Source organism: Denitratisoma sp. DHT3 (genome assembly GCF_007833355.1).
GTDB lineage: Bacteria > Pseudomonadota > Gammaproteobacteria > Burkholderiales > Rhodocyclaceae > Denitratisoma.
Genome location: NZ_CP020914.1, coordinates 2591379 through 2613279, shown reverse-complemented (window position 1 = coordinate 2613279; position 21901 = coordinate 2591379). Strand labels below are relative to the sequence as shown.

The window sequence follows — 21901 nt, the reverse complement described above, 5'->3', positions numbered from 1 at the left end:
AAACAATCATGGATGTCTGTCAAAGGATGAATTTTATATGCCCAGTAATCATGGGGATTGTATCTTTGCCCTATCAGTTGCAAGCGCATGATTGTAGTTGTTTTGGAAACAATTACATCGCCTGGGGCGGTCAACGAAAAAGGGGAGCCCGCGGGCTCCCCTTCGACTTCAGGCCGCCTGGTCGTCAGGCCTTGGCCTTGTCCAGCTCGGCGGAGAGTTCCGGCACGGCCTGGAACAGGTCGGCGACGAGGCCGTAGTCGGCGATCTGGAAGATCGGCGCGTCCGGGTCCTTGTTGATGGCGACGATCACCTTGGAGTCCTTCATGCCGGCCAGATGCTGGATCGCGCCGGAGATGCCGACGGCGATGTACAGCTCGGGGGCGACGATCTTGCCGGTCTGGCCGACCTGGTAGTCGTTGGGGGCGAAGCCCGCATCGACGGCGGCGCGCGAGGCACCGACGGCGGCGCCCAGCTTGTCGGCCACTTCGTCGAGCATCTTGAAGTTGTCGCCGCTTTGCATGCCGCGGCCGCCGGAGACGATGACGCGCGCGGCGGTCAGCTCGGGGCGCTCGGACTTGGCGATTTCCTCGCTGACGTAGCGGGACAGGTCGCTGGCGGCGGGGGCGTCGATCTTCTCGACGGCGCCGTTTCCGCCTTCAGCCGCAGCCGCGCCGAAAGCGGCGCCACGCACGGTCAGCACCTTGATCGCGTCCTTGGACTGCACGGTGGCCATGGCGTTGCCGGCGTAGATCGGGCGCACGAAGGTGTCGGCGGCGACCACCTGGATCACGTCGGTGATCTGGGCCACGTCCAGCAGCGCGGCGACGCGCGGCATGACGTTCTTGCCCGTGGTGGTGGCGGCGGCGACGACGTGGCTGTAGTTCTTGGCCAGGTTCACCAGCAGGGGGGCGACGGTCTCGGCCATCAGATGCTCATAGGCGGGGTTGTCCACCAGCAGCACCTTGGCGACGCCGGCCACCTTGGCGGCGGCGTCGGCGGCCGCCTGGCCGCCGACGACCAGCAGATGGATGTCGCCGCCGATCGCGGCGGCGGCCGTGACGGCCTTCAGAGTGTCGGGCTTGAGGGCGGTGGCGGTGTGTTCCGCAAAAACCAGGATGGCCATTTAGATGATCCTCGCTTCGTTCTTCAGTTTGTCGACCAGCTCGGCGACGGTCTCGACTTTCTTGCCGCCCTGGCGCTTGGCGGGCTCCTCGACCTTGAGGGTCACCAGGCGGGGGGCGATGTCCACGCCCAGGGCCTCGGGGGTGAGGGCGTCGATGGGCTTCTTCTTCGCCTTCATGATGTTGGGCAGCGAGGCGTAGCGCGGCTCGTTCAGGCGCAGGTCGGTGGTGACCACGGCCGGCAGCTTGAGGGTGACGGACTGGAGGCCGCCATCCACTTCACGGGTGACGTTCAGCTCGGAACCGTTGACCTCGACCTTGGAGGCGAAGGTGCCCTGCGACCAGCCGGCCAGCGCGGCCAGCATCTGGCCGGTCTGGCTGCAGTCGTCGTCGATGGCCTGCTTGCCGACGATCACCAGCTGGGGCTGTTCCTTGTCGCAGACGGCCTTGAGCAGCTTGGCCACGGCCAGGGGCTGCAACTCGGCGTCGGTCTGGACGTGGATGCCGCGGTCGGCGCCCATGGCGAGCGCGGTGCGGATGGTTTCCTGGCACTGGGCCACGCCCAGGGAAACGGCCACCACTTCCGTGGCGACACCCTTTTCCTTCAGACGCACGGCTTCTTCCACCGCGATTTCGTCGAAGGGGTTCATGGAAAACTTGACGTCGGCGGTTTCGACACCCGTCTTGTCCGACTTGACGCGGATCTTGACGTTGTAATCGACCACCCGCTTGACCGCTACGAGGATCTTCATGGATGTGTTCTCCGAAATTTTTCCCCCGCACCCACTGGGCACGGCACTCTGGCACAACAAAGCCCACGATTATACTGAAGACCGTGTTATACGACCGGCCCTTTGTTCGCAATTCAGCCGCAATTCCCTGATTTGGGGACGGAATTCCCGCCCCCGAACACCCAAGCGCAGAGATTTGCAAGGGGAACGCCCGACAGAGCTTCTCCGCCGCACCGCCCCGGAGAATGGCGAAGGGATGGAATGCCGAAAAAGTTTTTCCGCCGCGCCGCCGCAAGGAAAAGCGGCACGCGGCGCCAGCCGCATCCTATCGGTGCCGCCACAACGTTCCCCCAAACACCCGAGCGCAGCGAGCCCTATCGAACCCCCCGGCGGGGGGGCGAAGGGGGCGAGCCTCAGTGATTCAACATATTCAGCACACCGTCGCGGCCGCCCTGGGTAGCTCGGGCGAGCAGGGTCTCCATGCCCTTCTCGCGGTAGGTCAGGGCGCGCAGCAGCATCGGCAGGTTGACGCCGGCCAGGCCCTCGACGCGGCCCGGCTGCAGCAGCTTCAGGGCGATGTTGGCGGGCGTGGCGCCGTAGATGTCGGTCATCACCAGCGCGCCGTCGCCGGTGTCGGCCAGGGCCAGCAATTGACGGGCGTAGGGCAGCAGGTCGCTGGGGTCGTCCTGCGCCGCGACCCCCAGTTGCACGATTTGCGGCGGGCGCCGGTTGAGCACGTGGCAGGCGCACTGGATCAGGGACTCGCCGTAGCTGCCGTGGGTGATGAGATACAGGCCGATCATCCGCGCATCCTCATGAGGGTCAGTCCGGCCACGAAAGCCGCGGCCAGGAACAGGAAAAGGCCCGTCAGGCGTCTGGCCCAGCGGGCCTCCACCGCGTTTTGCGCGTTTTCCGCATCCACCATCCGGCGCAGGCGCCGCAGGGTGGCGACGCCGACCCCGCGCCGGACCTGGCGCTCGACGAATTCATGGTTCATGGAAACTCCCTGATCTCCAAATCCGGAACCTCGAAACGCAGTCGGGCCTTCATGTCTCGGCTCACTTCAATCCGTCCCGCGGCGTCCACCCGCAGCACTTGGGCGAGGCCCATATTCTGCGCCAGTTTGGGCCAATCGCCGCCGGCGATGAACAGGGGTTTGCTGGCGGCGTCCGACCACATGCCGGCCTGGGGGCCCGGCGGAATCAGGATCGAGAGGGACTGGGTGGCGGTGGCGGGGCGGCCGCTGTTCGGGTCGATCAGATGGCAGTAGCGCTTGCCGTCCAGTTCGAAATAGCGCTGGTAGTCGCCGGAGGTGCCGATGGCCTCGCCGGCGCGCAGGTCCAGCGAGGCCAGCGGCCCGGCGCCGCGCGGATGCTGGATACCCACCCGCCACGGTGTGTCGCCCTTTTGCCCCAGCGCCAGGATGTTGCCGCCGATGTTGATCAGGGCGTTGCGGATACCCAGGCGGCCGAGGATGGCGGCGGCCCGGTCCAGCGCCACGCCCTTCAGGTAGCCGCCGAAGTCGAGCGCAACTTCTCGATTCCGACTGGAGACGCACCATGCTTCCTCTTCCCTTGCGGCGGCGGAAGGTGACGGCGCATGTTGATTGTGTTGCGGTGCCTGGGTTTTGTCAGGGGTGTCGCAAGGAAGCAAGCGCAGGTCGGCGATGGAGGGGCGGGCTTTGCGCAGCGCGTCGAGTTGGGCCGGGTCGGGCAGGCGCGGGGTGAAGGTGTCGTCGTGGAAGCCCCAGAGTTCGATCAGCCGGCCGATGCCCGGGTCGAACAGGGAGTCGCCACGCTGGGCGAGGGCCTGGGCGTCGGTGATCAACTGCGCCAGTTCCGGGCTGACCCGGTGCGGGCGGCCGGCGGCGATGGCTTCATTGAGAGCGGTGAGTTCGGAGGGTTGCCAGGCGTGATAGGTCCGGTGCAGGCGGTCGAATTCCTGCTGCACCCGGCCGATCGCGGCCCGGGCGCGGTCCTCGGTTTCGCCCCAGACCAGCACCTGGACCCGGGTGCCGAAGACGAAGGATTCCTGGTTGATTACCTCGTGCCGGCCGCAGGCCGCCAGCAGCCCGGCCGCCAGCAGCAGGAGCGGCAGGCGCAGCAGGTACGACAGGCGGCGCCGCTGCTCAGAGGCCATCGGCCGATGGCGGCGGCGCGCTGCGTTCCAGTTCCAGCGAAGCGGCCAGCAGCGCCAGCCGCGCCACCACGCCGTAGGCGTAGAAACGGTTGGGCGGCGCGTCCGGACCTTGGTCCGCGTCGGGCAGGGAGCAGCCGGTCTCGAAAGCCAATGGTTTGAAATGCATGCCCGGCGCGTTGAGGTTCTCGTCGATGCCGCGCGAGGCATTGACGCGGTAGAAGCCGCCCACCACGTAGCGGTCGATCATGTACACCACCGGTTCGGCGCTGCCCTCGTCCACGGTTTCCACCGTCGGCACGCCCTCCTGGATGATCACCTCGGTGACCTGGAGACCTTCCTTGCCCACCGCCATCTTGTTGCGCTGGCGCCGGTTGAGCGCCTTGACCTCGCTGGCGTCATGGACCGTCATGATGCCCATGCCGTAGGTGCCGGCGTCGGCCTTGACGATCACGAAGGGCTTGGCCTCGATGCCGTATTCCCGGTACTTGGCGCGGATGCGCGTCAGCACCATGTCGACGTTGGAGGCCAGGCACTCCTCGCCGGTGCGGGCATGGAAATCGACCTGGCCGCAGATGCCGAATTCCGGATCGATCAGCCAGGGGTCGATGCCCAATTCCGCGGCGAAGGCGTGCGCCACCTCGCGGTAGGCGGTGAAGTGGCGCGACTTGCGACGCGTGTGCCAGCCGGCGTGCAGCGGCGGCAGCACCCATTGTTCGTGCAGGTTTTCCAGCAGCGCCGGCACCCCGGCGGAGAGATCGTTGTTGAGCAGGACGGCGCAGGGGTCGAACCCGTCCAGCCCGAGGCGGCGGCTTTCCGCGCCGAGGCGCCGCAGCGGTTCCAGCAGCAGTTCATGGCCGTCGGGCAGGGCGATCGGCGTCGGCTGCTCGATTTCCGGCAGCAGCGAGCCGATGCGGACATGCAGTCCGGTCATGCGCAGGATCGCCGCCAGCTGCGCCACGTTCTGCAGATAGAACTGGTTGCGGGTGTGGTTCTCGGGCACCAGCAGCAGGCGCTTGGCTTCCGGGCAGAGCTTTTCCACCGCCGACTGGGCGGCCTGCACGCAGAGCGGCAGAAAGGCCGGGTTCAGGTTGTTGAAGCCGCCGGGGAACAGATTGGTATCCACCGGCGCCAGCTTGAAGCCGGCATTGCGCAGATCGACCGAGGCGTAGAAGGGCGGCGTGTGTTCCTGCCACTCGCCGCGCAGCCATTGCTCGATGGCCGGCACGTTTTCCAGGAAGCGCCGCTCCAGCGCCAGCAAGGGGCCGGTCAGGGCGGTGGTGAAATGAGGAACCATGATCGGGTGGGACTTACTTCAGGCGCGGATCGGCATCGGCCTCGTCCATCCGATCCACATAACGGGCGATCACGTCGACTTCCAGGTTGACCCGGCTGCCGGACTTCAGGTGCTTGAGGGCGGTGACCGCCACGGTGTGGGGGATCAGGTTGATCGAGAAGTCGGTGCCGTCGACGCTGTTGGTGGTGAGCGAGACGCCGTTGACCGCGATCGAACCCTTGCGGGCGATGTAGCGCGCCAACGCCTTGGGGGCGCGGATCACCAGCTCGTGGGATTCGCCGATCGGCGCGAAGCGGATCACTTCGCCGACGCCGTCGACATGGCCGGTGACCAGGTGTCCGCCGAGGCGGTCGGCCAGGCGCAGGGCCTTTTCCAGATTGAGTTCGTTGGTCCCGTCCAGGCCGACGGTGCAGTCGAGGGACTCGCGGGAGACGTCGACCTTGAAGTGGTCGGCGCCGAATTCGACGACGGTGAGGCAGACGCCGTTGCAGGCGATGGAATCGCCCAGGCCGACGTCGCTCATGTCCAGGCCGCCCGCGGCGATGCTCAGGCGCAGGCCTTTTTCCAGAGGCTGGAGTTCGGTGATCTTGCCGACCGCGGCGACGATGCCAGTAAACATGGTGGGAAAAGCCGTGATTGAAAGAAGCGCGCATTATCCGCCATAACCGCCCGGCTGCCAGCGGTCGGGCGAGCCGTAGTATCCTTGCGCCTCCTTAAAAGGAGGTTCGACCATGAGCAAGCAACAGGTACCCGCCATCGACGGCTGGTACACCATGGATGCCGACAACCCCCATCTCATCGGCACCCGCTGCAAGGGATGCGGCACCTATTTCTTCCCCAAGCTGACCACCTACTGCCGCAATCCCGTTTGCGACAGCACCGAGTTCGACGAAGTGCCACTGTCCAACCGGGGCAAGGTGTGGTCCTACACCAACGCCTGCTACAAACCGCCCGAGCCCTTCATCGCGGCCGAGCCCTACGAGCCCTTCGCCATCGCGGCGGTGGAGCTGGATCAGGAGAAGATGATCGTGCTGGGCCAGGTGGTGACCGGCGTGGGCGTCGAGCAGCTCAAGGTGGGCCAGGAAATGCGCATGGTGCTGGAGACCCTCCACGAGGACGGCGACCAGGCCAGGCAGATCTGGAAATGGAAACCGGTGTGAGTGGGTTCGCCCCCCTTCGCCCCCCTCCGGGGGGTTCTTATTTGCTCGCTGCGCTCGATATTACGGGGAGCGCTGTAGCGGCACCGATGGGTTGCGGCTGGCGCCGCGTGCCGCTTTTCCTTGGGGCGGCCCGGCGGAAAAGCTTCGTTGGGTCTCGCTCTTCGGCGCACCTCCCTTCCCTTCACTTGCTTTTCCCAATCGTGGCAGTCGTGGGAAAGCCCGGCCCGGCGGAAAAGCTGCTCTTTCATGTTTGAGGAACAATAGATGAGCCAAGATATCGCGATTCTCGGGGTGGGGATGCACCCCTGGGGCAAGTGGGGCCGCAATTTCGTCGAGTACGGCGTGGCCGCCGCCCGGGCCGCCTTGAAGGACGCCGGCGTCGCCTGGAAGGACGTGCAGTTCGTCTCCGGCGCCGCCACCATGCGCTGCGGCTATCCCGGCTACGTGGCCGGCGCCACCTTTGCCCAGGCCCTGGGCTGGAACGGCTGCGAGGTGAACACCTCCTACGCCGCCTGCGCCTCCGGTTCCCAGGCCCTGGCCGCCGCCCGCGCCAAGATTCTCTCCGGCCAGTGCGAAGTGGCCCTGGTGGTGGGCGCCGACACCACGCCCAAGGGCTTCCTGGCCCCGGCCAAGGGCTACCGTCCCGAGGACCCGGACTGGGTGCGCTTCTACATGGGCATCACCAACCCCACCTATTTCGCCCTCTACGCGCGGCGGCGGATGGATCTGTTCGGCGACACCCTGGACGACTTCGCCGCGGTGAAGCTGAAGAACGCCGAGCACGGCAGCCGCAACCCCAACGCCCGCTATCGCAAGCTGTTCACCCGCGAGGACGTGGCGGCCTCCCCCATGGTGGCCGATCCCCTGCGTCTGATGGACATCTGCGCCACCTCCGACGGCGGCGCCGCCATCGTGGTGTGCAGCCTGGACTACGCGAAGAAACTCGGCCGCGGCGACGCGGTGCGCATCGCCGCGATTTCCACGGTGACGCCGACCTTCGCCAATGCCCACGTGGAAATGCCCGACATCGCCACCGATTCGGCGGCCGTCGCCCAGGCCTTCAGCTTCCGCGCCGCAGTGCCGGCCAAGGCCTACGAAGAAGCCGGCATCGCGCCCAAGGACGTGAGCGTGGCCGAGGTCTATGACCTCTCCACCGCCCTGGAACTGGACTGGGTCGAAGACCTGCAACTGGCGCCGCGCGGCGAGGCCGCGAAACTGCTGCGTGCCGGCGAGACCAAGGTGGGCGGCCGCATTCCGGTGAACCCTTCCGGCGGTCTGGCCTGCTTCGGCGAAGCGGTGCCGGCCCAGGCCCTGGCCCAGATCTGCGAATTGACCTGGCAGCTGCGCGGCCAGGCCGAAGGCCGCCAGGTGGAGGGCGCCAAGGTCGGCATCACCGCCAACCAGGGGCTCTTCGGCCATGGTTCCTCGGTGATCCTGAAGAAATAACGCGCACTTACGCAGTCGAGACGGCCGGCATCATGCCGGCCGTTTTCATATGCGCCCGGCACGGGCGCAGCCTTCAGGACACCACATCCGACGGGACGACGAAAACCGGAAGAGTACCGGAAGGTTTTGGCAGTGGGGTTCTCCGTCAAAACCAAGGGAAATCATGGGGTTGATGGTGTTTTGCGCCATTCAGAAGTCATATTTCGGGGCTTTTTTCCGGAACGGATTACCGGAAGAGTACCGGAAGCACCTGGAAAGCTGGTTGTTTTACCTGGAAAATATCTTATTAATCAGTTGGTTGTGATTTTGACAGATTAGTTTGCTCACTAAGGGCCTGGATAACGTTTCGGGCACTTCTGGCAATGACACGATCATCGGCTCGATCGATAACGCCAATGCCGAAATGAACACTATCAGCCCGCAGGACATCGTCAATGGCGGCGCTGGTACCGATACGCTGAAGATCGCCTTCAATAACTCGGCCACCCCTGCCATCACCCTGCCCAACATCAGCAGCGTCGAAGTCATCGAGGTGCAGGCGACGAAGGCGTTCACCCTCGACACCACTACCGCCGCCGATGTGACCGATGTGAAGGTCACCAAGGCAACGGATACGGCGGGTGTGACGGCATCTGCCGCGCAGAACATCTCGGTTTCCGGTGTCATTGGCATTGGCAAGGCTACCATCGACGGCGGCAAGGATATCGTCGTGAACGATGCCACCGCAGACGTCGACATGGACATTGGCCAGACCATAGCCAGTACGGGCACCATCACCGTTACCGACACACAGCAAGGTACGGGCGACATCAAGATCGACGGCGGCACTGACGTGACCGTTACTGTCAGCGGCGTGACCACGGGTGCGCTCGATATCGGTCAAGTGCCTGGTACGACCGCCGACCCCTCCGGCGCCGTGGTGGTGAACTCCACTGGCGCGGCTTACACCGCAGCTACCGCCGCTGACGTCACACTCGGCGCCATCAAGATCGATGGTGGCAAGACCATCTCCGTGACACAAAAAGCCACCAGCGACAGCTCGGCGGCCGCAGCCAAGACTGGCGCGACCAACTACAAGGTCACCCAAAGCGCCGTCACTATCAAGGCCGGCACCACCACTACCGACGTCACGGTGAAACAGGATGCCGCTGTGAGCAAGGTGGATGCAGCCAACACCACCGGCGGCGTCACCGAAACCGCGAGCGTCAAGTTCGGCGCGCTGGCTGCCGGCAAGACGGTCATCATGGGTGGCCTGACCCTCACCGCCACGGTCGCCATGACCGCCACGGAAGTGGCCGCGGCCTTTGCCAACCTGATCAACGGCGCCGCCTACGGCACGCTGGTTACCGCCGGCGATACGCAGAGCGGCGCGCTGGCCACCAAGGGCGTTTACACGGGTGTGTTCACCGGCTGGACGTCGGGTGCCGCCAACGGCGACACCGTGGTCTTCACCAGCACCACGCCTAATAGTAACCCCGCCGACCTGGCGGATGGCGGCGATGGCTCCGCAACGACCATCACCACCACCGATGGCAAGGCGCACGACGCCACGCTGGCCGGCGGCAAGATGGGCATTGTCGCAGGTGTGGTGGACATCACCGGCGCGGCCGCCCTCAAGACCGTGAATGTCGATGGCTACGCAGCTGCCGGCAACAAAGTGCAAGGCGCCACCAACACCGCCCTGGACACCGTCACCCTGGCCAACGGTGGCAGCATGACCATCGACAGCGCCGCCACCACCCTGGCCCTGTCGGCCACCAACGTGAGCGGCACCATCGACGTTGCGGCGGGCACCACCACGCTCAACGCCACCGTGAACGGCGCTGGCACGGCCACGCTCAAGTCTGCCTCGGCCAAGACCGTCAACGTCGTCGCCGGCAGCGGCAGCGTGGCGGGTACTACCGCCACCGGCCTGACCGCCGCCACCGCCATCAACACCACCGGCTTCACCGGTACGGCGACCTTCACCCTCGACAGCACCGCGACTTCCTACACCGGCGGCGCCGGCAAGGATATCGTGACCTTCAGCAACGCCACGGCGGCCACCAAGGCCATCGACCTCGGCGCCGGCGACGACACGCTGGTGTTCGTGGGTACGACCGCGCCGACGGTGACGCTCAAGGGCGGCGATGGCACCGACACCCTGTCACTGGCCACGGCCGGTGCGGCCACGCTCAGCGGCAGCACCGCGTTCGCCGAGAAGCTCGACGGCTTCGAGCGCCTGTTGATCAATGATGCCGCCGGCAACAACACGATCAACCTGGAGAACCTCGGCTTCACCAACTACGTGACCACCTCTGGCAGCACGGGCACCCTGACGCTGAACAACCTGGCCAGCAACGGCACGGTCGTCCTCACCACGGATCCCACCACTGGCTATACCGTTGGTGTCAAGGACGCCGCTACCAGTACCGCCGACGTGCTGAACGTCATCCTGAGCAAGGACGGCACCCTGGCGAGCGGCCTGCTGACCGCTGCCAACGTCGAGACCATCAACCTGACCGCGACCGACACCAACGTCGCCAATGGCATCTCCACCCACACCCTCACGCTCAAGGCCGACAGCGCCACCAGCCTGGCGGTCACCGGCAACGCCGGCCTGACCCTCACGCTGGACGCCGCGACCAACAAGCTCGCCACCATCGACGCCCACAGCCTGACGGGCGGCCTGACGGCATCGGCCAACGGTGCGGTCGCCATGACCATCACCGGCGGTTCGGGCAAGGACGTGCTGACGGCGTCGACCGGTGCAACGGCCAAGGCCGACGTGCTCAATGGCGGCGCGGGCAACGACACGCTGATCGCTGGTACCAACGGCGCCAAGCTGACCGGCGGCGCGGACAACGACCTGTTCGTGCTGACGGCCGCTTCGTCGACTGCGGGCAACAAGGAAGCCAACACCTACAGCACCATCACCGACTTTAGCGCCGGCGATCTGCTGAAGCTGCAATTCTTCGAAGATGGCGGTGCCACCGAGAATGCGGCTTCCTTCTCCAAGCTGGCAGCCGTTCTGGACGAAGGCACGGCGGTGTTCGCCAACTACGTGACCGCCGCCATGGAGCAGATCAAGGTGGAGAACGACGGTAACGCCGTCACCGCAGGCACCGATGCCGCCGTCGGTCAGGCGATCTGGTTCATGTTCCATGGCGACTCCTACGTGGTGGTCGATAGCGGCGTCTCGACGACCGGCGCCTTCGCCAACGGCGAAGACCTGGTCATCAAGCTGACCGGCGTCGATCTGACCAGCGCCTCGTGGAACGCCACCCACAGCACCCTCGCGCTGGCCTGATCTCTCCGGAGATACCCCCGGCCCGGCCAGGGGTCGGGTAAAACCGAGCTCCCCGCCCCCGCAAGGAGGCGGGGAGTTTTTTATGTATGCCCGACACGGGCGCACTCTTGTGGGAGCAAGTCCCACCGTAAGTTGATCACAGCGAACGAAGTGCGCGAGCAAAAGGGGACAGTCTCCTATTGAAGTGTCCGTCCTGCCCGGGTCAGCTCAGTCTGGCCCTGTTTCTTCCCACATTCAGGCCGTGCTGGTGCTGGTGGGAGCGGGACATCTGAGCCTGGCGCAAGACGACATCGTCATCGGCAAGGCCCGCAAGCAGTGCGACAGGCTCAACGCCCACCTGATGCACAAGGCTCGCGGCGGCAACGACGTGAGTTACCTCGCCAGCCCGGTTACCGGTGGTGGTATCGCGGTCAGCCGCTTTGAGCAATTGTTTCTGTTGGCCCTGAGCCAGGGCAGAAAACAGCCGAGTGAATGGGCGCAGTTCATCTGGGGGATTCTTTCCATGCAAGGCCAGAGAATCATGAAGGAAGGCAAGACACTGGAATCCGCCGAGGAGAATCTGGTCGAGCTTACGGCTCAGGCCCAGACTTTCGCCGAGAAGCGGTTGCCGATCATGAAGGTGCTGCAAATCGCCGCATAGCACTTTTCCCAACGGGCATCTCCAAACCCCACGTTTTCAAGGGAAAAAGCGGAGTAATAGGGGAAACCTCAGAGACAGACCACGGTTTTCCGTTCCCTCATTGCAGGGGACGGATTCGCTCAACTTGACCGCGACTCGACCAGCAACCTTCCATGACACTCAGTAATGGCGCGGCATAGGTGGCAAGGCGATGGGCTCGACATGGGGACGCAATCGCTCACCGTTTGACATGGAGAGCCGTGGTCTGCCCCCTATGGCAAAACAGTGTCAATGCAAGGCAGCCAGTGCGGCCTCGGGAGCCTTGTCCAGCACTTTGAGCAGGGACTTGGCTGCACCTGTGGGGCAACGCTTGCCTTGCTCCCAGTTGCGGATGGTCTCCAGCGGAACGTCGATCCGTTCCGAGAATTCCGCTTGGCTCAACCCCAGGCGCTTGCGAACCCGCCGTGCGAATTTCGCCGCATCCTGCATGGCCTCCGCCTCGTCCGCCGCGGCTTGCCTGGCGATGTCGTTCTCGGTGGTGGCGTCCACACGGGCAGGATCGATACGTCCAGAGGCCAGTGAGGCTGGAACGGCGGGATCAATTGTCACGCGTACTGTTTTCATGGTGCTTGTCCTCTCGCTGGTTGGCTTTGCGTGCCGAGATGATGCGGATGGCGTCATGCCTGGGGGTATAGATCACTACGAACAATCGCTGTTCGATGCGGCCCATCAGCTGGTAGCGCTCTTCGCCGTAGCTGTGCCGGGTATCGGCCTGGATCAGACGCTCCGGGTCGAAGAAGGCTCTGGCTGCGTACGCGAAATCGAATCCGCGTTCCAGAAAGCACGCGTCGCTCTTCGCTTCATCCCATTCGAAATTCATGGGGTGAGTGTAGTTCACTGAACTACTTCTGACAAGCTGGTAAACAAAGCCGCCGCGGCGGCTCAGAAGCGATAACCGACGGCAACGCCGGCCATCCAGGCGCGGCCGGGCGCGGGTTCGTAGTAGCGGCCGTTGCGCTCGTTGACGATCACCGAGCCGACGTAGCGGCGGTCGGTCAGGTTGTCGACGCGCAGGAATTCCTGCAATTCCCAGCTGCCCAGGCGCTGCCGCCAGCCGGCGCGCAGGGCGGTCACGGTGTAGGCCGGGGCCAGGGTGGTGTTGGCGTCGTCGGCGTACATGCCCGACAGGTGGTGGATCTCCAGCGCGGTGGAAAAGCCCGTGGCGGCCTGGCTTTCCCACTCTGGCCACCCCGGCCGCCACGCCAGTTCGCCGTGGCAGGCGTGGGCCGGCACCGCGGGCAGGCGGTTGCCGGGCGCCACGGCGCCGATGGCGTCGCGATATTCGGCGCGCAGCAGGGAGCAGGCCGTGGTCAGGTCGAGGCCCCGGCCCAGCGGCGTGGTGAGCGACAACTCCAGGCCCTGGCGCAATGTGCGGCCGCCGTTGCGGTAGGTGGTGCGGCCGCCGGCGGAACCGTCCACCACGATCTCGTCGTCGCTGTCGACCCGGAACAGCGCCGCGTCCAGCACCGCGTCCCGCCAGGGCCGGGCCTTGACGCCGGCCTCGACGCTGCGGCTGGTCGATGGCTTGAGGTCGAAGTTGAGGCCGGGCAGGTTGCCGGCGCGATAGGACATCTCGGTGAATGTGGGGGTCTCGAAGCCGTAGCCGAGGTTGGCGTAGAGATGCACGTCGGGCGTCAGCCGCCACAGCAGGCCGGCCACCGGGCTGGTGTCACTGTAGTCGGCGGCGCCGGAGCCGTCGTTGCCGTCGGCCAGATAGCGGTCGCGCGAGGCGAAGGCGACGCGGGTGTGGCGCAGTCCGGCGTGCAGCGTCCAGTCTTCGCGCGGTGTCCATTGGCCCTGGAGATAGGCGTTGATGCTGCGCACCCGGTTGTCCTCGTCGCGGCGCAAGGCGCCGATCACGCCCAGGGCGGTGGGCGCGAGCGGGCCGCCGAGGAAGTTTCGATAGCCCTTGCGGTCGTCGATCATGCGGTCGGCATCGATGCCGGCGACCAGTTCCCAATCCCCGCTGTCGCGGGGGCTGCGGGTCCAGCGCAGGCCCAGGCCCTCGAAGCGCCGGTCGAAGTCCGCCACGCCCCCCGGATGCAGCGGCGAAGTCTGGGTGGCGGCGGGGATGGACTGGTACTGGGTGACGCCGCGGGTGCCGCTGTAGGCCGACAGGCGCAGCACGTCGCCGCCCAGGCGCTGTTCCCAGACGGCGCCGCCCTGCATCTGGCGGATGGTCTTGCGGGTGTCGTAGGTGAGCGCGCTGGCATCCGCCTGGCGCGGATTCTCCTCGAACTGGGCGCGCGAGAGACCCAGCGGATCCTGGCTCATGGGCTGGTCCAGCCAGTTGCCGAGCAGCGTCAAGGTGCCGCCTTCGAGGGTGATCCTGAGCCGCGCGTTGGCGCTGTCGCGGCGGGCGGCGCTGTGGTCGCGCGCGCCGTCGGTGGCGAAGGACGAGGCGTTCAGCAGGTAATTCACCGCGCCCTGCCGTCCGGCCAGCTTCAGGCTCGTGTCGCGGGTGCCGTCGCTGCCGCCGGCATGGCGCAGCAGCGCCAGCCCCGGCTCGGGACCGTCCTCGCTGAAGACCTGGATCACGCCGCCCGAATGGTTGCCGTAGAGGGCGGAGAAAGGCCCGCGCAGCACTTCGATGCGGGCCGCTGAAAGCAGGTCGATGCTGGCCGCCTGGCCTTGGCCGTCGGGCATGGTGAGGGGGATGCCGTCCTGGATCAGGCGCACGCCGCGCACCCCGAAGGCCGCGCGGGCGCCGAAGCCGCGCAGCGACACCTGGATGTCCTGGGCGTAGTTCTGGCGGTTCAGCGCCACCGCGCCGGGCACGCGCCACAGCGCCTCGGAGAGATTGACGCCCCATTGCCCGTCGGTGATGTCGGGCCCGCTCACGGCGCCGATCGCCACCGGCAGTTCGAAACCCTGCTGGGCGCTGCGGGTGGCGGTGACCAGCACTGTTTCGGTCGTGGCCTGGGCGTGGCAGGAAATGCCGAGGGCAAGGCAAAGCAATGCCGGGCAAATGCGGCGGGGTTTGTGCGGTGGAATCAAAATATCGGCCTCCTGATGCGGGCCGATGATATTAAAAACCACGCCGCCCATCCTCAAGTCCCAGATGGTATTGCAGCGCCGGGCAAGTCACGCCGACGCGGCTGCCGACGTCCTGTCGGCGCAACGCTGGAGAACCAGACGCCCCCGCTCCCGCCTCGCGGGAGCGCCATTTCACCTCACTCCACCTGAAAGCGCCCGGCCAGTTGCGACAGCTCGGTCGACAGCCCGGCCAGTTGCCGCGCCAGCGCCGCGGTCTTCTGCACGGTCGAGTTGTTTTCCTCGGTGCTCTGGGCGATGGTCTCCACCTTGCGCGCGACGTCCTTGGCGGAAGCCGACTGGCTGTTGAGGGTCTGGGAGATTTCCGCGACGACGCCGGCCGTGCGTTCGGCCGAGTCGCGCAGCGCGGTCACCGATTCGCCGGCCTGGGTCGCCAGGCGCACGCCGTCGGTCACCCGCGTGACGCCGGCCTCCATTTCGCGCACCGCGCCCTGGGTGCCTTCCTGGATCTTGTCGATCATGCCGCCGATTTCCTGGGTCGAGGTGCTGGTGCGCTCGGCCAGCTTGCGCACCTCGTCGGCGACCACGGCGAAGCCGCGCCCCTGTTCGCCGGCCCGCGCCGCCTCGATCGCGGCGTTGAGGGCGAGGAGATTGGTCTGGTCGGAAATTTCCTTGATCACCTGGACGATGCTGGAAATCTGCGTCGAGAAGCTCTCCAGCTCCCGGATCGTGCCCGAGGTGTTGTTGACCGCCGCCGCCACCTGCTCCATCTCGCGGGCGGTCTCCTCGATGATGCGGCCCCCGGCCACGGCCTGGACGCTGGAGTTCTGGCTGACGCTGTAGGCTTCCTGGGCGTTGCCGCCCACCTTCTGGATCGACACCGACAGTTCCTCCACCGCCGCCGCCATGCTCGCCGCGGCATGGGTCTGGCTGTCGATCGCCTGGGCGCTCGCCGCCGCCGCGGCGGAAAGCTCGCCGGCCTCGGCGCTCAGGATCTCGACGTTCTGGCGTATCGCCATGATCAGTTCGCGCAGTGCGTCGCGCATCTGCCCGAGCTTCGCCATCAGTTCGCCGATCTCGTCGTTGCCCGCCTTCGGCAGCGGCCGCGCCAGATCCCCGGCGGCGATCGCCGACGCCGCCGCGCCGGCGTCGCGCAGGCTGCGCGTGATGTGACGCCAGGTCAGCACCGCCGGGCCGGCGATGACGGCGCAGCCGACGCCGAAGAAGATCAGCAGCAGCACCCGGCTGAGGTTGTAGCGCCGCTCGGCCTGCATGTATTCGTCGCGGGCGAACTGCGCCTGATAGGCCATCAGCTTTTGCAGCGCCTCCACGGCCGCCTGGCGTTCCTCACGCACCGCGTAGAGGAAGGTGGCGACGACGCCCGGATTGTTCAGCTTGCGGTCGTCGATGGCCTGCAACGTCTCCTGGAGCTTGGCGATCCAGGCGCCGTGCTTGACGAGGAAATCGTCCGCCAGGCGTTTTTCCTGGGGCGGATGGAAACCGGACAGATAGCGGGCCCAGAGCGACTTGAAGCTTTCCTCGTTCTTGCCGATCGCCTCCGTCAGCGTGCTCAGCGAGTCGTCCATCAGGCCGGCGGCGGGCCGGCCCGGGGCGCCTTCGAAAGCGAAGAGGATATTCACGGTGTCCTCGCGGATGTTGGCGTCGATCTGCGCCAGCTGCTGCATCGGCAGCGCGCGCTCCTCGTACACGGCCTTCAGCGAGGTGCTGGCGGCGCCCAGGCCGACCCAGCCGATCGCGGCGGCGACGACATACAGCACGCAGGACATGGCCGTGATGTAAAGGATGCGGTGGGCAATTCGGATTTTTGAGAACATGGGGACGTCTCCACGCAGGCGGATATCGCGGACTCCGGGGTCTCCGGGCGAAATGGCGGACTAGCCTAACGTGCCCCTCGGCCGCGGGATTGATTCGCAGCGCATAGATGCTTGGATCATAAGGCGCGGCGCCTGCTTTGCGCGGCCGGGCCTGGCGCCCGGCAAGAGGGGGGACTACTCCCCCAGATAGGCCGCCCGCACGCGCGGGTCGGCGGCCAGTTCGGCGGACGGGCCGGCGAGGGTGAGGCGGCCGCTTTCCATCACATAGCCGCGCTGGCAGGTCTCCAGCGCCAGGCGCGCGTTCTGCTCCACCAGCAGCACGGTGACGCCCTCTGCGGCGACGGCGCGGATCACTTCGAAGATCTTCTGCACCATCAGCGGCGCCAGGCCCATCGAGGGCTCGTCCAGCAGCAGCAGCCGCGGGCGGCCCATCAGGGCGCGGCCGATGGCCAACATCTGCTGCTCGCCGCCGGAGAGGGTGCCGGCCAACTGGTCCTGGCGTTCCGCCAGGCGCGGCAGCAGGCCGTAGATGCGGGCGAGGTCGGCATCGATCTCGTCGTCGCGGCGGTGATAGGCCCCCATCGCCAGGTTCTCCGCCACCGAGAGGCGCGCGAAGATGCCCCGGCCTTCCGGCACCAGGGCCAGGCCGCGGCCGATCAGCGCATGGGGCGGCAGGCCGTCGATGCGCTCGCCGCGGTAGTTGATCTCACCGGCGGCGGGCAGCAGCCGCGCCAGGGCCTTCAGGGCGGAAGTCTTGCCGGCGCCGTTGGCGCCGATCAGGCAGACCATCTCCCCTTCCTCCACGGCGAAGGAGATGCCTTTCACCGCGGTGATGCCGCCGTAGCGAACCGTCAGGTCGGTAACGCTGAGCAACGGATTCATGCTCATGCTTCCACGCCCAGATAAGCTTCGATGACACGGGGATCGTTGCGCACCACCGCCGGCACGTCCTCGGCGATCTTGCCGCCGTAGTCCAGCACCGCGACCCGGTCGCACAGACCCATCACCAGCTTCACGTCGTGCTCGATCAGCAACACCGTCATGCCGTCGCGACGCAGGCCCTCGATCAGGCGCCGCAGTTCCGCGGTCTCGGTGGCGTTCATGCCGGCGGCGGGCTCGTCCAGCGCCAACAGACGCGGCTCGGTGGCCAGGGCGCGGGCGATCTCCAGGCGCCGCTGGTCGCCGTAGGACAGATTGCGCGCCAGGTCGGCGGCGCGGTCGCCGATGCCGACGTAGTGCAGCAGCTCCAGGGCGCGGCGGCGGATCGCCGCCTCCTCGGCACGGGCGGCGCGGCTGCGCAGCACCGCGCCCAGCACACCGCCCCGGCTGCGGCCGTGGCGCCCCACCATGACGTTCTCCAGGGCGCTCATGTTGCCGAACAGACGGATGTTCTGGAAAGTGCGGGCCAGGCCGGCGGCCACCACTTCATGGGGCCGCCCCAGGGGCAGGACGCGGCCGGCGAACAGCACGTCGCCGGCATCGCGGGGATACAGGCCGGTGAGCACGTTGAAGAACGTGGTCTTGCCGGCGCCGTTGGGGCCGATCAGGCCGTAGATTTCGCCGGCGCGGATGGTCAGCGAGACATCCTTCAGGGCCTGCACGCCGCCGAAGCGCTTGCTGATGCCGCGAGCATCCAACAGGGGATGCGCGGACGCATCCCCCTGGGAAATAGAGGAACACCCCCTCCCGGCCTCCCCCTCCGGGAGGGGGAGGTGATTGGATGGGGCGGCTTGCGCCGCAGGATTTAGGCGAAAGGGCGTGTTCATCGCCGGCCCCCCATCTCCTGCCGGTGGCGCGGGTCGGGCCAGAGGCCGGCGGGGCGGAACAGCATCACCAGCACCAGGGTCAGGCCGAACAGCAGCATGCGCAGGGCCTCCGGCTCCACCATCACGGCGCCGAACAGGAGCTTTTGCAGCGGCCCGGCGCCGTAGCGAAAGAGCTCCGGCAGCACCGTCAGCAGCAGGGCGCCGAAAATCACGCCGGGAATGTGGCCCATGCCGCCCAGCACCACCATGCACAGGATCATGATCGAATCGATCAGCTGGAAGCTCTCGGGGCTGACGAACTGCTGGAAACCGGCGAACAGGCCGCCGGCCAGGCCGCCGAAGCTGGCGCCCATGGCGAAGGCCAGCAGCTTCACGTTGCGGGTGTTGATGCCGCACGCCTTGGCGGCGATCTCGTCCTCCCGGATCGCCACCCAGGCGCGGCCGATGCGGGAATCCTCCAGGCGGATCGAAATCAGGACCACGACCAGAGCCAGGAACAGGAACAGGTAGTAGTAGAGGTGCAGCGAAGGAACGGTGAAGCCGAGGATCTGCTGGCTGCGGTCGAGGGCGACGGAGCCCAGGCGCACGCCGTCGATCTGGGTCAGGCCCAGCGCGCCGTTGGTGATGTTCACCGGCGCATAGAGGTTGTTGAGGAAGATGCGGATGATCTCGCCGAAGCCCAGGGTGACGATGGCCAGGTAGTCGCCGCGCAGGCGCAGCGTGGGAAAGCCCAGCACGACGCCGAAGACCCCGGCCAGCACGGCGCCGGCCGGCAGCACCAGCCAGATCGGGAAATGCAGCCCGCCCGGGAACTGGGCGGCCAGGGCGGGAAAATGCTCGGCCAGGTGGGGGCTGTTGAGCAGCGCGTAGAGATACGCCCCCACCGCGTAGAAGGCCACGTAGCCCAGATCGAGGAGGCCGGCGAAGCCGACGACGATGTTCAGGCCGAGGGCCAGCAGGATGTAGAGCAGGACGAAGTCCAGCACCCGCACCCAGGCCGGGCCGAAGCCGGCGCCCACCAGAAAGGGCAGCACGGCCAGCACGGCCGCGATGCCGGCGGCGGCCAGCGTTGCCTGCTGGCGCGAGGTCATGCCTTGCACCCCATGCCTGCCGCCAGAGGCGGCCCAGATACCGTCACCCCCGCCCCTGGGGCGGGGGCCGGGGGGTGGGCACAAGACCTTGCCGCAGGCAGAAAGGGCATGAATATTTTCATGCCCTTTCTGCCACCCGTTCGCCCAGCAGCCCGGCAGGCCGGAGGATCAGCACACCCACCAGCACCAGGAAGGCGAACACGTCGCGGTAGTTGGAACCGAACAAGCCGCCGGTGAGGTCGCCGACGTAGCCGGAGCCCAGGGCCTCGATCAGGCCCAGCAGCAGCCCGCCGACCATCGCGCCGGCCAGGTTGCCGATACCGCCCAGCACGGCGGCGGTGAATGCCTTGAGGCCCAGGATGAAGCCCATCTGATAGTGGGCGACGGAATAATTGATGCTCACCAGCACGCCGGCGACGGCGCCCAGCGCCGAGCCGATGACGAAGGTGAGCGAGATCACGCGGTCCACATCCACCCCCATCAGCCGCGCCACGGCCGGATTCTCGGCGGTGGCGCGCATCGCGCGGCCAAACCGGGTGCGATGGACCAGCCAGAGCAGCCCGGCCATGATCAGGGCGGACACCGCCATCACGATCAGCTGGGCGGGACTGACGCGGGCGCCGAAGATGTCCAGGGGCGCGGTCGGCAGCAGTTCCGGATAGGCATGGTAGCCCCGGCCCCAGATCAGCACCGCGCCGTACTGGAGCACGATGGAGACGCCGATGGCGGTGATCAGGGGCGCCAGGCGCGGCGCGTTGCGCAAGGGCCGGTAGGCGATCCGCTCCACGGCGGCGCCCAGCGCCATGCAGACCGCCATCGCCAGCGCCAGGCCCAGCGGCAGCAGGGCAACGCCGGGCACGCCGGCCGCCGCCAGCGCCTTGATCGCCGCCAGGGTGACCAGGGCGCCCACCATCACCACTTCGCCGTGAGCGAAGTTGATCAGCCCCAGGATGCCATAGACCATCGTGTAGCCCAGCGCCACCAGGGCATAGATGGCGCCCAGCACCAGGCCGTTGGCGATCTGCTGGAGAAAGGTTTCCATGAACGGAGAAAATCAGGCCGGCGCCCGTCGGCGAAGCGGCCGCCTACCTGGCGGCGCCGGGAACCACGACTTCCTGGACCTCCCACTTGCCGTTCCGCACCACGTTGATGGTGATCGGGCTGTTCTTCAGGTCGCCCTTGTCGTCGAACTCGACGGGGCCGATCACGCCGTCGTAGCGGGTCTTTTTCAGTTCCGGCAGGACCTTCGCGGGATCGGTGGAGCCGGCCCGCTTCATCGCCTCGGCCAGCACGAACACGGCGTCGTAGCCCATCGGCGCGAAGAGTTCGACCTGCTTGTGATAACGGGCCTGGAACTTGTCGAGGAACGCCTTGCCGCCCGGCATCTGGCTCTTGGGCAGGCCCGGGACCGCGGCGTAGGTGCCTTCCGCCGCCGAGCCGGCGACCTCGATGAACTTCGGCGTCTGGATGCCGTCGGCGCCGAGCAGGGGGACGTCGAGGCCGAGGGCCTTCATCTGCTTGGCCATCGGCGCGCCCTGGGAATAGATGCCGCCGAAGAACAGGTATTCCGGCTGCTTGGCCTTGATGTTGGTGAGGATCGCGGCGAAGTCGGTGTCGCGGTCGGTGGTGTGCTCATGGGCCACGACCTCGACCCCGGCGGCCTTCACCGCCGTCTCGAAGGTGGAGGCGAGGCCCTGGCCGTAGGCGGTGCTGTCGTCGATCACCGCAACCCTCCTGGCTTTCAGGTTCCTGGCGACGAAGGCGGCCACGGCGGGCCCCTGCTGGTCGTCGTTGGCGACGACGCGGAAGGTGGTGGCGTAGCCCTGCTGGGTGTAGCGGGGCGAGGTGGAGCCGGGGGAAATCTGCGGAATGCCGGCGTCGGCGTAGATCTTCGAGGCCGGGATGGAGGCGCCGGAATTGAAATGGCCGACGACGGCGGCGACCTTGGAATCGACCAGCTTCTGGGCGACGGTGGTGGCCTTGGCGGGATTGGCCTCGTCGTCCTCGGCCAGCAGTTCGAACTTCAACTTGCGGCCGTTGATCTCCAGGCCCTGGGCGTTGAGGTCGTCCACGCCGAGCTGGGTGCCGCGCTGGATGTCGAGCCCGATGTCGGCCTGGGGACCGGTCAGCGGCGCGGCCATGCCGATGCGGACGGTATCGGCGGAGTCAGTGCCGGTCTGCTCCTGCCTGCCGCAGGAAGCCAGGCCGAAGGCGAGCGCCAGCGCAAGAGGGATGAGGCGGAAGCCGGAAATCATCGGGAGCGTCTTTCGGGATCGGGACCGCGCCGATTGTTGCCCGCCCCGAAGGGTGTGTCAATGCGGAAAAGCGGGCATCTTCCGGCCGTGGACCGGCCGGA

Annotated in this window: 21 protein-coding genes; 5 read left to right on the top strand and 16 right to left on the bottom strand. The window is 66.8% G+C overall.

Annotation, left to right across the window (positions count from 1 at the left end):
• Window positions 1–184: 184 nt before the first annotated feature.
• The 7 genes from B9N43_RS12010 to B9N43_RS11980 all read right to left on the bottom strand — a co-directional run bounded on the left by B9N43_RS12010 (window position 185) and on the right by B9N43_RS11980 (window position 5904).
• Window positions 185–1123 carry an FAD-binding protein gene (locus B9N43_RS12010; RefSeq protein WP_145842424.1) on the bottom strand — a complete coding sequence of 313 codons (939 nt, stop codon included), beginning with the start codon at window positions 1121–1123 and terminating at the stop codon, window positions 185–187.
• Window positions 1124–1873 carry an electron transfer flavoprotein subunit beta/FixA family protein gene (locus B9N43_RS12005; RefSeq protein ID WP_145842423.1) on the bottom strand — a complete coding sequence of 250 codons (750 nt, stop codon included), beginning with the start codon at window positions 1871–1873 and terminating at the stop codon, window positions 1124–1126. It lies immediately after the preceding gene.
• A 392-nt stretch (window positions 1874–2265) separates the two neighbouring features.
• Window positions 2266–2655, bottom strand: coding sequence for a PTS sugar transporter subunit IIA (locus B9N43_RS12000; protein ID WP_145842422.1), 390 nt, complete (start codon window positions 2653–2655; stop codon window positions 2266–2268).
• Complete coding sequence (locus B9N43_RS11995; protein WP_145842421.1) at window positions 2652–2849, bottom strand: hypothetical protein; 198 nt, start codon at window positions 2847–2849, stop codon at window positions 2652–2654. Before B9N43_RS11995 ends, B9N43_RS12000 begins: the two co-directional genes overlap by 4 nt.
• Entirely contained in the window at window positions 2846–3991 is a 1146-nt protein-coding gene (locus tag B9N43_RS11990) for an FAD:protein FMN transferase (RefSeq protein ID WP_186453804.1), read from the bottom strand. Before B9N43_RS11990 ends, B9N43_RS11995 begins: the two co-directional genes overlap by 4 nt.
• Window positions 3981–5285, bottom strand: coding sequence for a glutamate--cysteine ligase (gene gshA / locus B9N43_RS11985; RefSeq protein ID WP_145842420.1), 1305 nt, complete (start codon window positions 5283–5285; stop codon window positions 3981–3983). The genes B9N43_RS11990 and gshA overlap by 11 nt, the downstream gene beginning before the upstream one ends.
• A gap of 13 nt (window positions 5286–5298) precedes the next feature.
• The gene (locus tag B9N43_RS11980; protein ID WP_145842419.1) at window positions 5299–5904 is read right to left on the bottom strand and encodes a riboflavin synthase; all 606 of its coding nucleotides are present in this window, start codon (window positions 5902–5904) and stop codon (window positions 5299–5301) included.
• Between the two features lie 112 nt (window positions 5905–6016).
• On the opposite strand from B9N43_RS11980, the gene B9N43_RS11975 reads away from it, so the two are divergent.
• From B9N43_RS11975 to B9N43_RS11955, 5 genes are all read left to right on the top strand, one after another.
• Complete coding sequence (locus tag B9N43_RS11975; RefSeq protein ID WP_145842418.1) at window positions 6017–6445, top strand: Zn-ribbon domain-containing OB-fold protein; 429 nt, start codon at window positions 6017–6019, stop codon at window positions 6443–6445.
• A gap of 264 nt (window positions 6446–6709) precedes the next feature.
• Entirely contained in the window at window positions 6710–7891 is a 1182-nt protein-coding gene (locus B9N43_RS11970; RefSeq protein WP_145842417.1) for a lipid-transfer protein, read from the top strand.
• 132 nt (window positions 7892–8023) lie between these two features.
• Window positions 8024–8209 carry a hypothetical protein gene (locus tag B9N43_RS17420; protein WP_145842416.1) on the top strand — a complete coding sequence of 62 codons (186 nt, stop codon included), beginning with the start codon at window positions 8024–8026 and terminating at the stop codon, window positions 8207–8209.
• A gap of 85 nt (window positions 8210–8294) precedes the next feature.
• A complete protein-coding gene (locus B9N43_RS11960) occupies window positions 8295–11180 on the top strand; it encodes a beta strand repeat-containing protein (protein WP_145842415.1) in 2886 nt (961 codons plus the stop codon).
• Window positions 11181–11364: 184 nt separating this feature from the next.
• Window positions 11365–11820, top strand: a complete 456-nt coding sequence (locus tag B9N43_RS11955; RefSeq protein WP_186453803.1) for a hypothetical protein — start codon at window positions 11365–11367, stop codon at window positions 11818–11820.
• 267 nt (window positions 11821–12087) lie between these two features.
• Here the strand turns inward: B9N43_RS11955 and B9N43_RS11950 are convergent, their stop codons facing one another.
• From B9N43_RS11950 to B9N43_RS11910, 9 genes are all read right to left on the bottom strand, one after another.
• Window positions 12088–12423, bottom strand: coding sequence for a helix-turn-helix domain-containing protein (locus B9N43_RS11950; RefSeq protein WP_145842413.1), 336 nt, complete (start codon window positions 12421–12423; stop codon window positions 12088–12090).
• Window positions 12398–12697 (bottom strand): BrnT family toxin, encoded by a 300-nt coding sequence (locus B9N43_RS11945; RefSeq protein WP_222428722.1) that lies wholly within the window; start codon window positions 12695–12697, stop codon window positions 12398–12400. The genes B9N43_RS11950 and B9N43_RS11945 overlap by 26 nt, the downstream gene beginning before the upstream one ends.
• Before the next feature lie 44 nt (window positions 12698–12741).
• Window positions 12742–14898, bottom strand: coding sequence for a TonB-dependent receptor family protein (locus B9N43_RS11940; RefSeq protein ID WP_222428721.1), 2157 nt, complete (start codon window positions 14896–14898; stop codon window positions 12742–12744).
• Window positions 14899–15032: 134 nt separating this feature from the next.
• Window positions 15033–16688 carry a methyl-accepting chemotaxis protein gene (locus tag B9N43_RS11935; RefSeq protein ID WP_145842411.1) on the bottom strand — a complete coding sequence of 552 codons (1656 nt, stop codon included), beginning with the start codon at window positions 16686–16688 and terminating at the stop codon, window positions 15033–15035.
• A 174-nt stretch (window positions 16689–16862) separates the two neighbouring features.
• Window positions 16863–17570, bottom strand: a complete 708-nt coding sequence (locus tag B9N43_RS11930) for an ABC transporter ATP-binding protein (RefSeq protein ID WP_409994718.1) — start codon at window positions 17568–17570, stop codon at window positions 16863–16865.
• A 2-nt stretch (window positions 17571–17572) separates the two neighbouring features.
• Window positions 17573–18325 carry an ABC transporter ATP-binding protein gene (locus B9N43_RS11925; protein ID WP_261379319.1) on the bottom strand — a complete coding sequence of 251 codons (753 nt, stop codon included), beginning with the start codon at window positions 18323–18325 and terminating at the stop codon, window positions 17573–17575.
• 125 nt (window positions 18326–18450) lie between these two features.
• Window positions 18451–19545 carry an ABC transporter permease subunit gene (locus B9N43_RS11920; RefSeq protein ID WP_145842409.1) on the bottom strand — a complete coding sequence of 365 codons (1095 nt, stop codon included), beginning with the start codon at window positions 19543–19545 and terminating at the stop codon, window positions 18451–18453.
• Window positions 19546–19663: 118 nt separating this feature from the next.
• Window positions 19664–20587 carry a branched-chain amino acid ABC transporter permease gene (locus B9N43_RS11915; RefSeq protein ID WP_145842408.1) on the bottom strand — a complete coding sequence of 308 codons (924 nt, stop codon included), beginning with the start codon at window positions 20585–20587 and terminating at the stop codon, window positions 19664–19666.
• A gap of 43 nt (window positions 20588–20630) precedes the next feature.
• Window positions 20631–21800, bottom strand: a complete 1170-nt coding sequence (locus tag B9N43_RS11910; protein WP_261379318.1) for a branched-chain amino acid ABC transporter substrate-binding protein — start codon at window positions 21798–21800, stop codon at window positions 20631–20633.
• Window positions 21801–21901 lie beyond the last annotated feature (101 nt).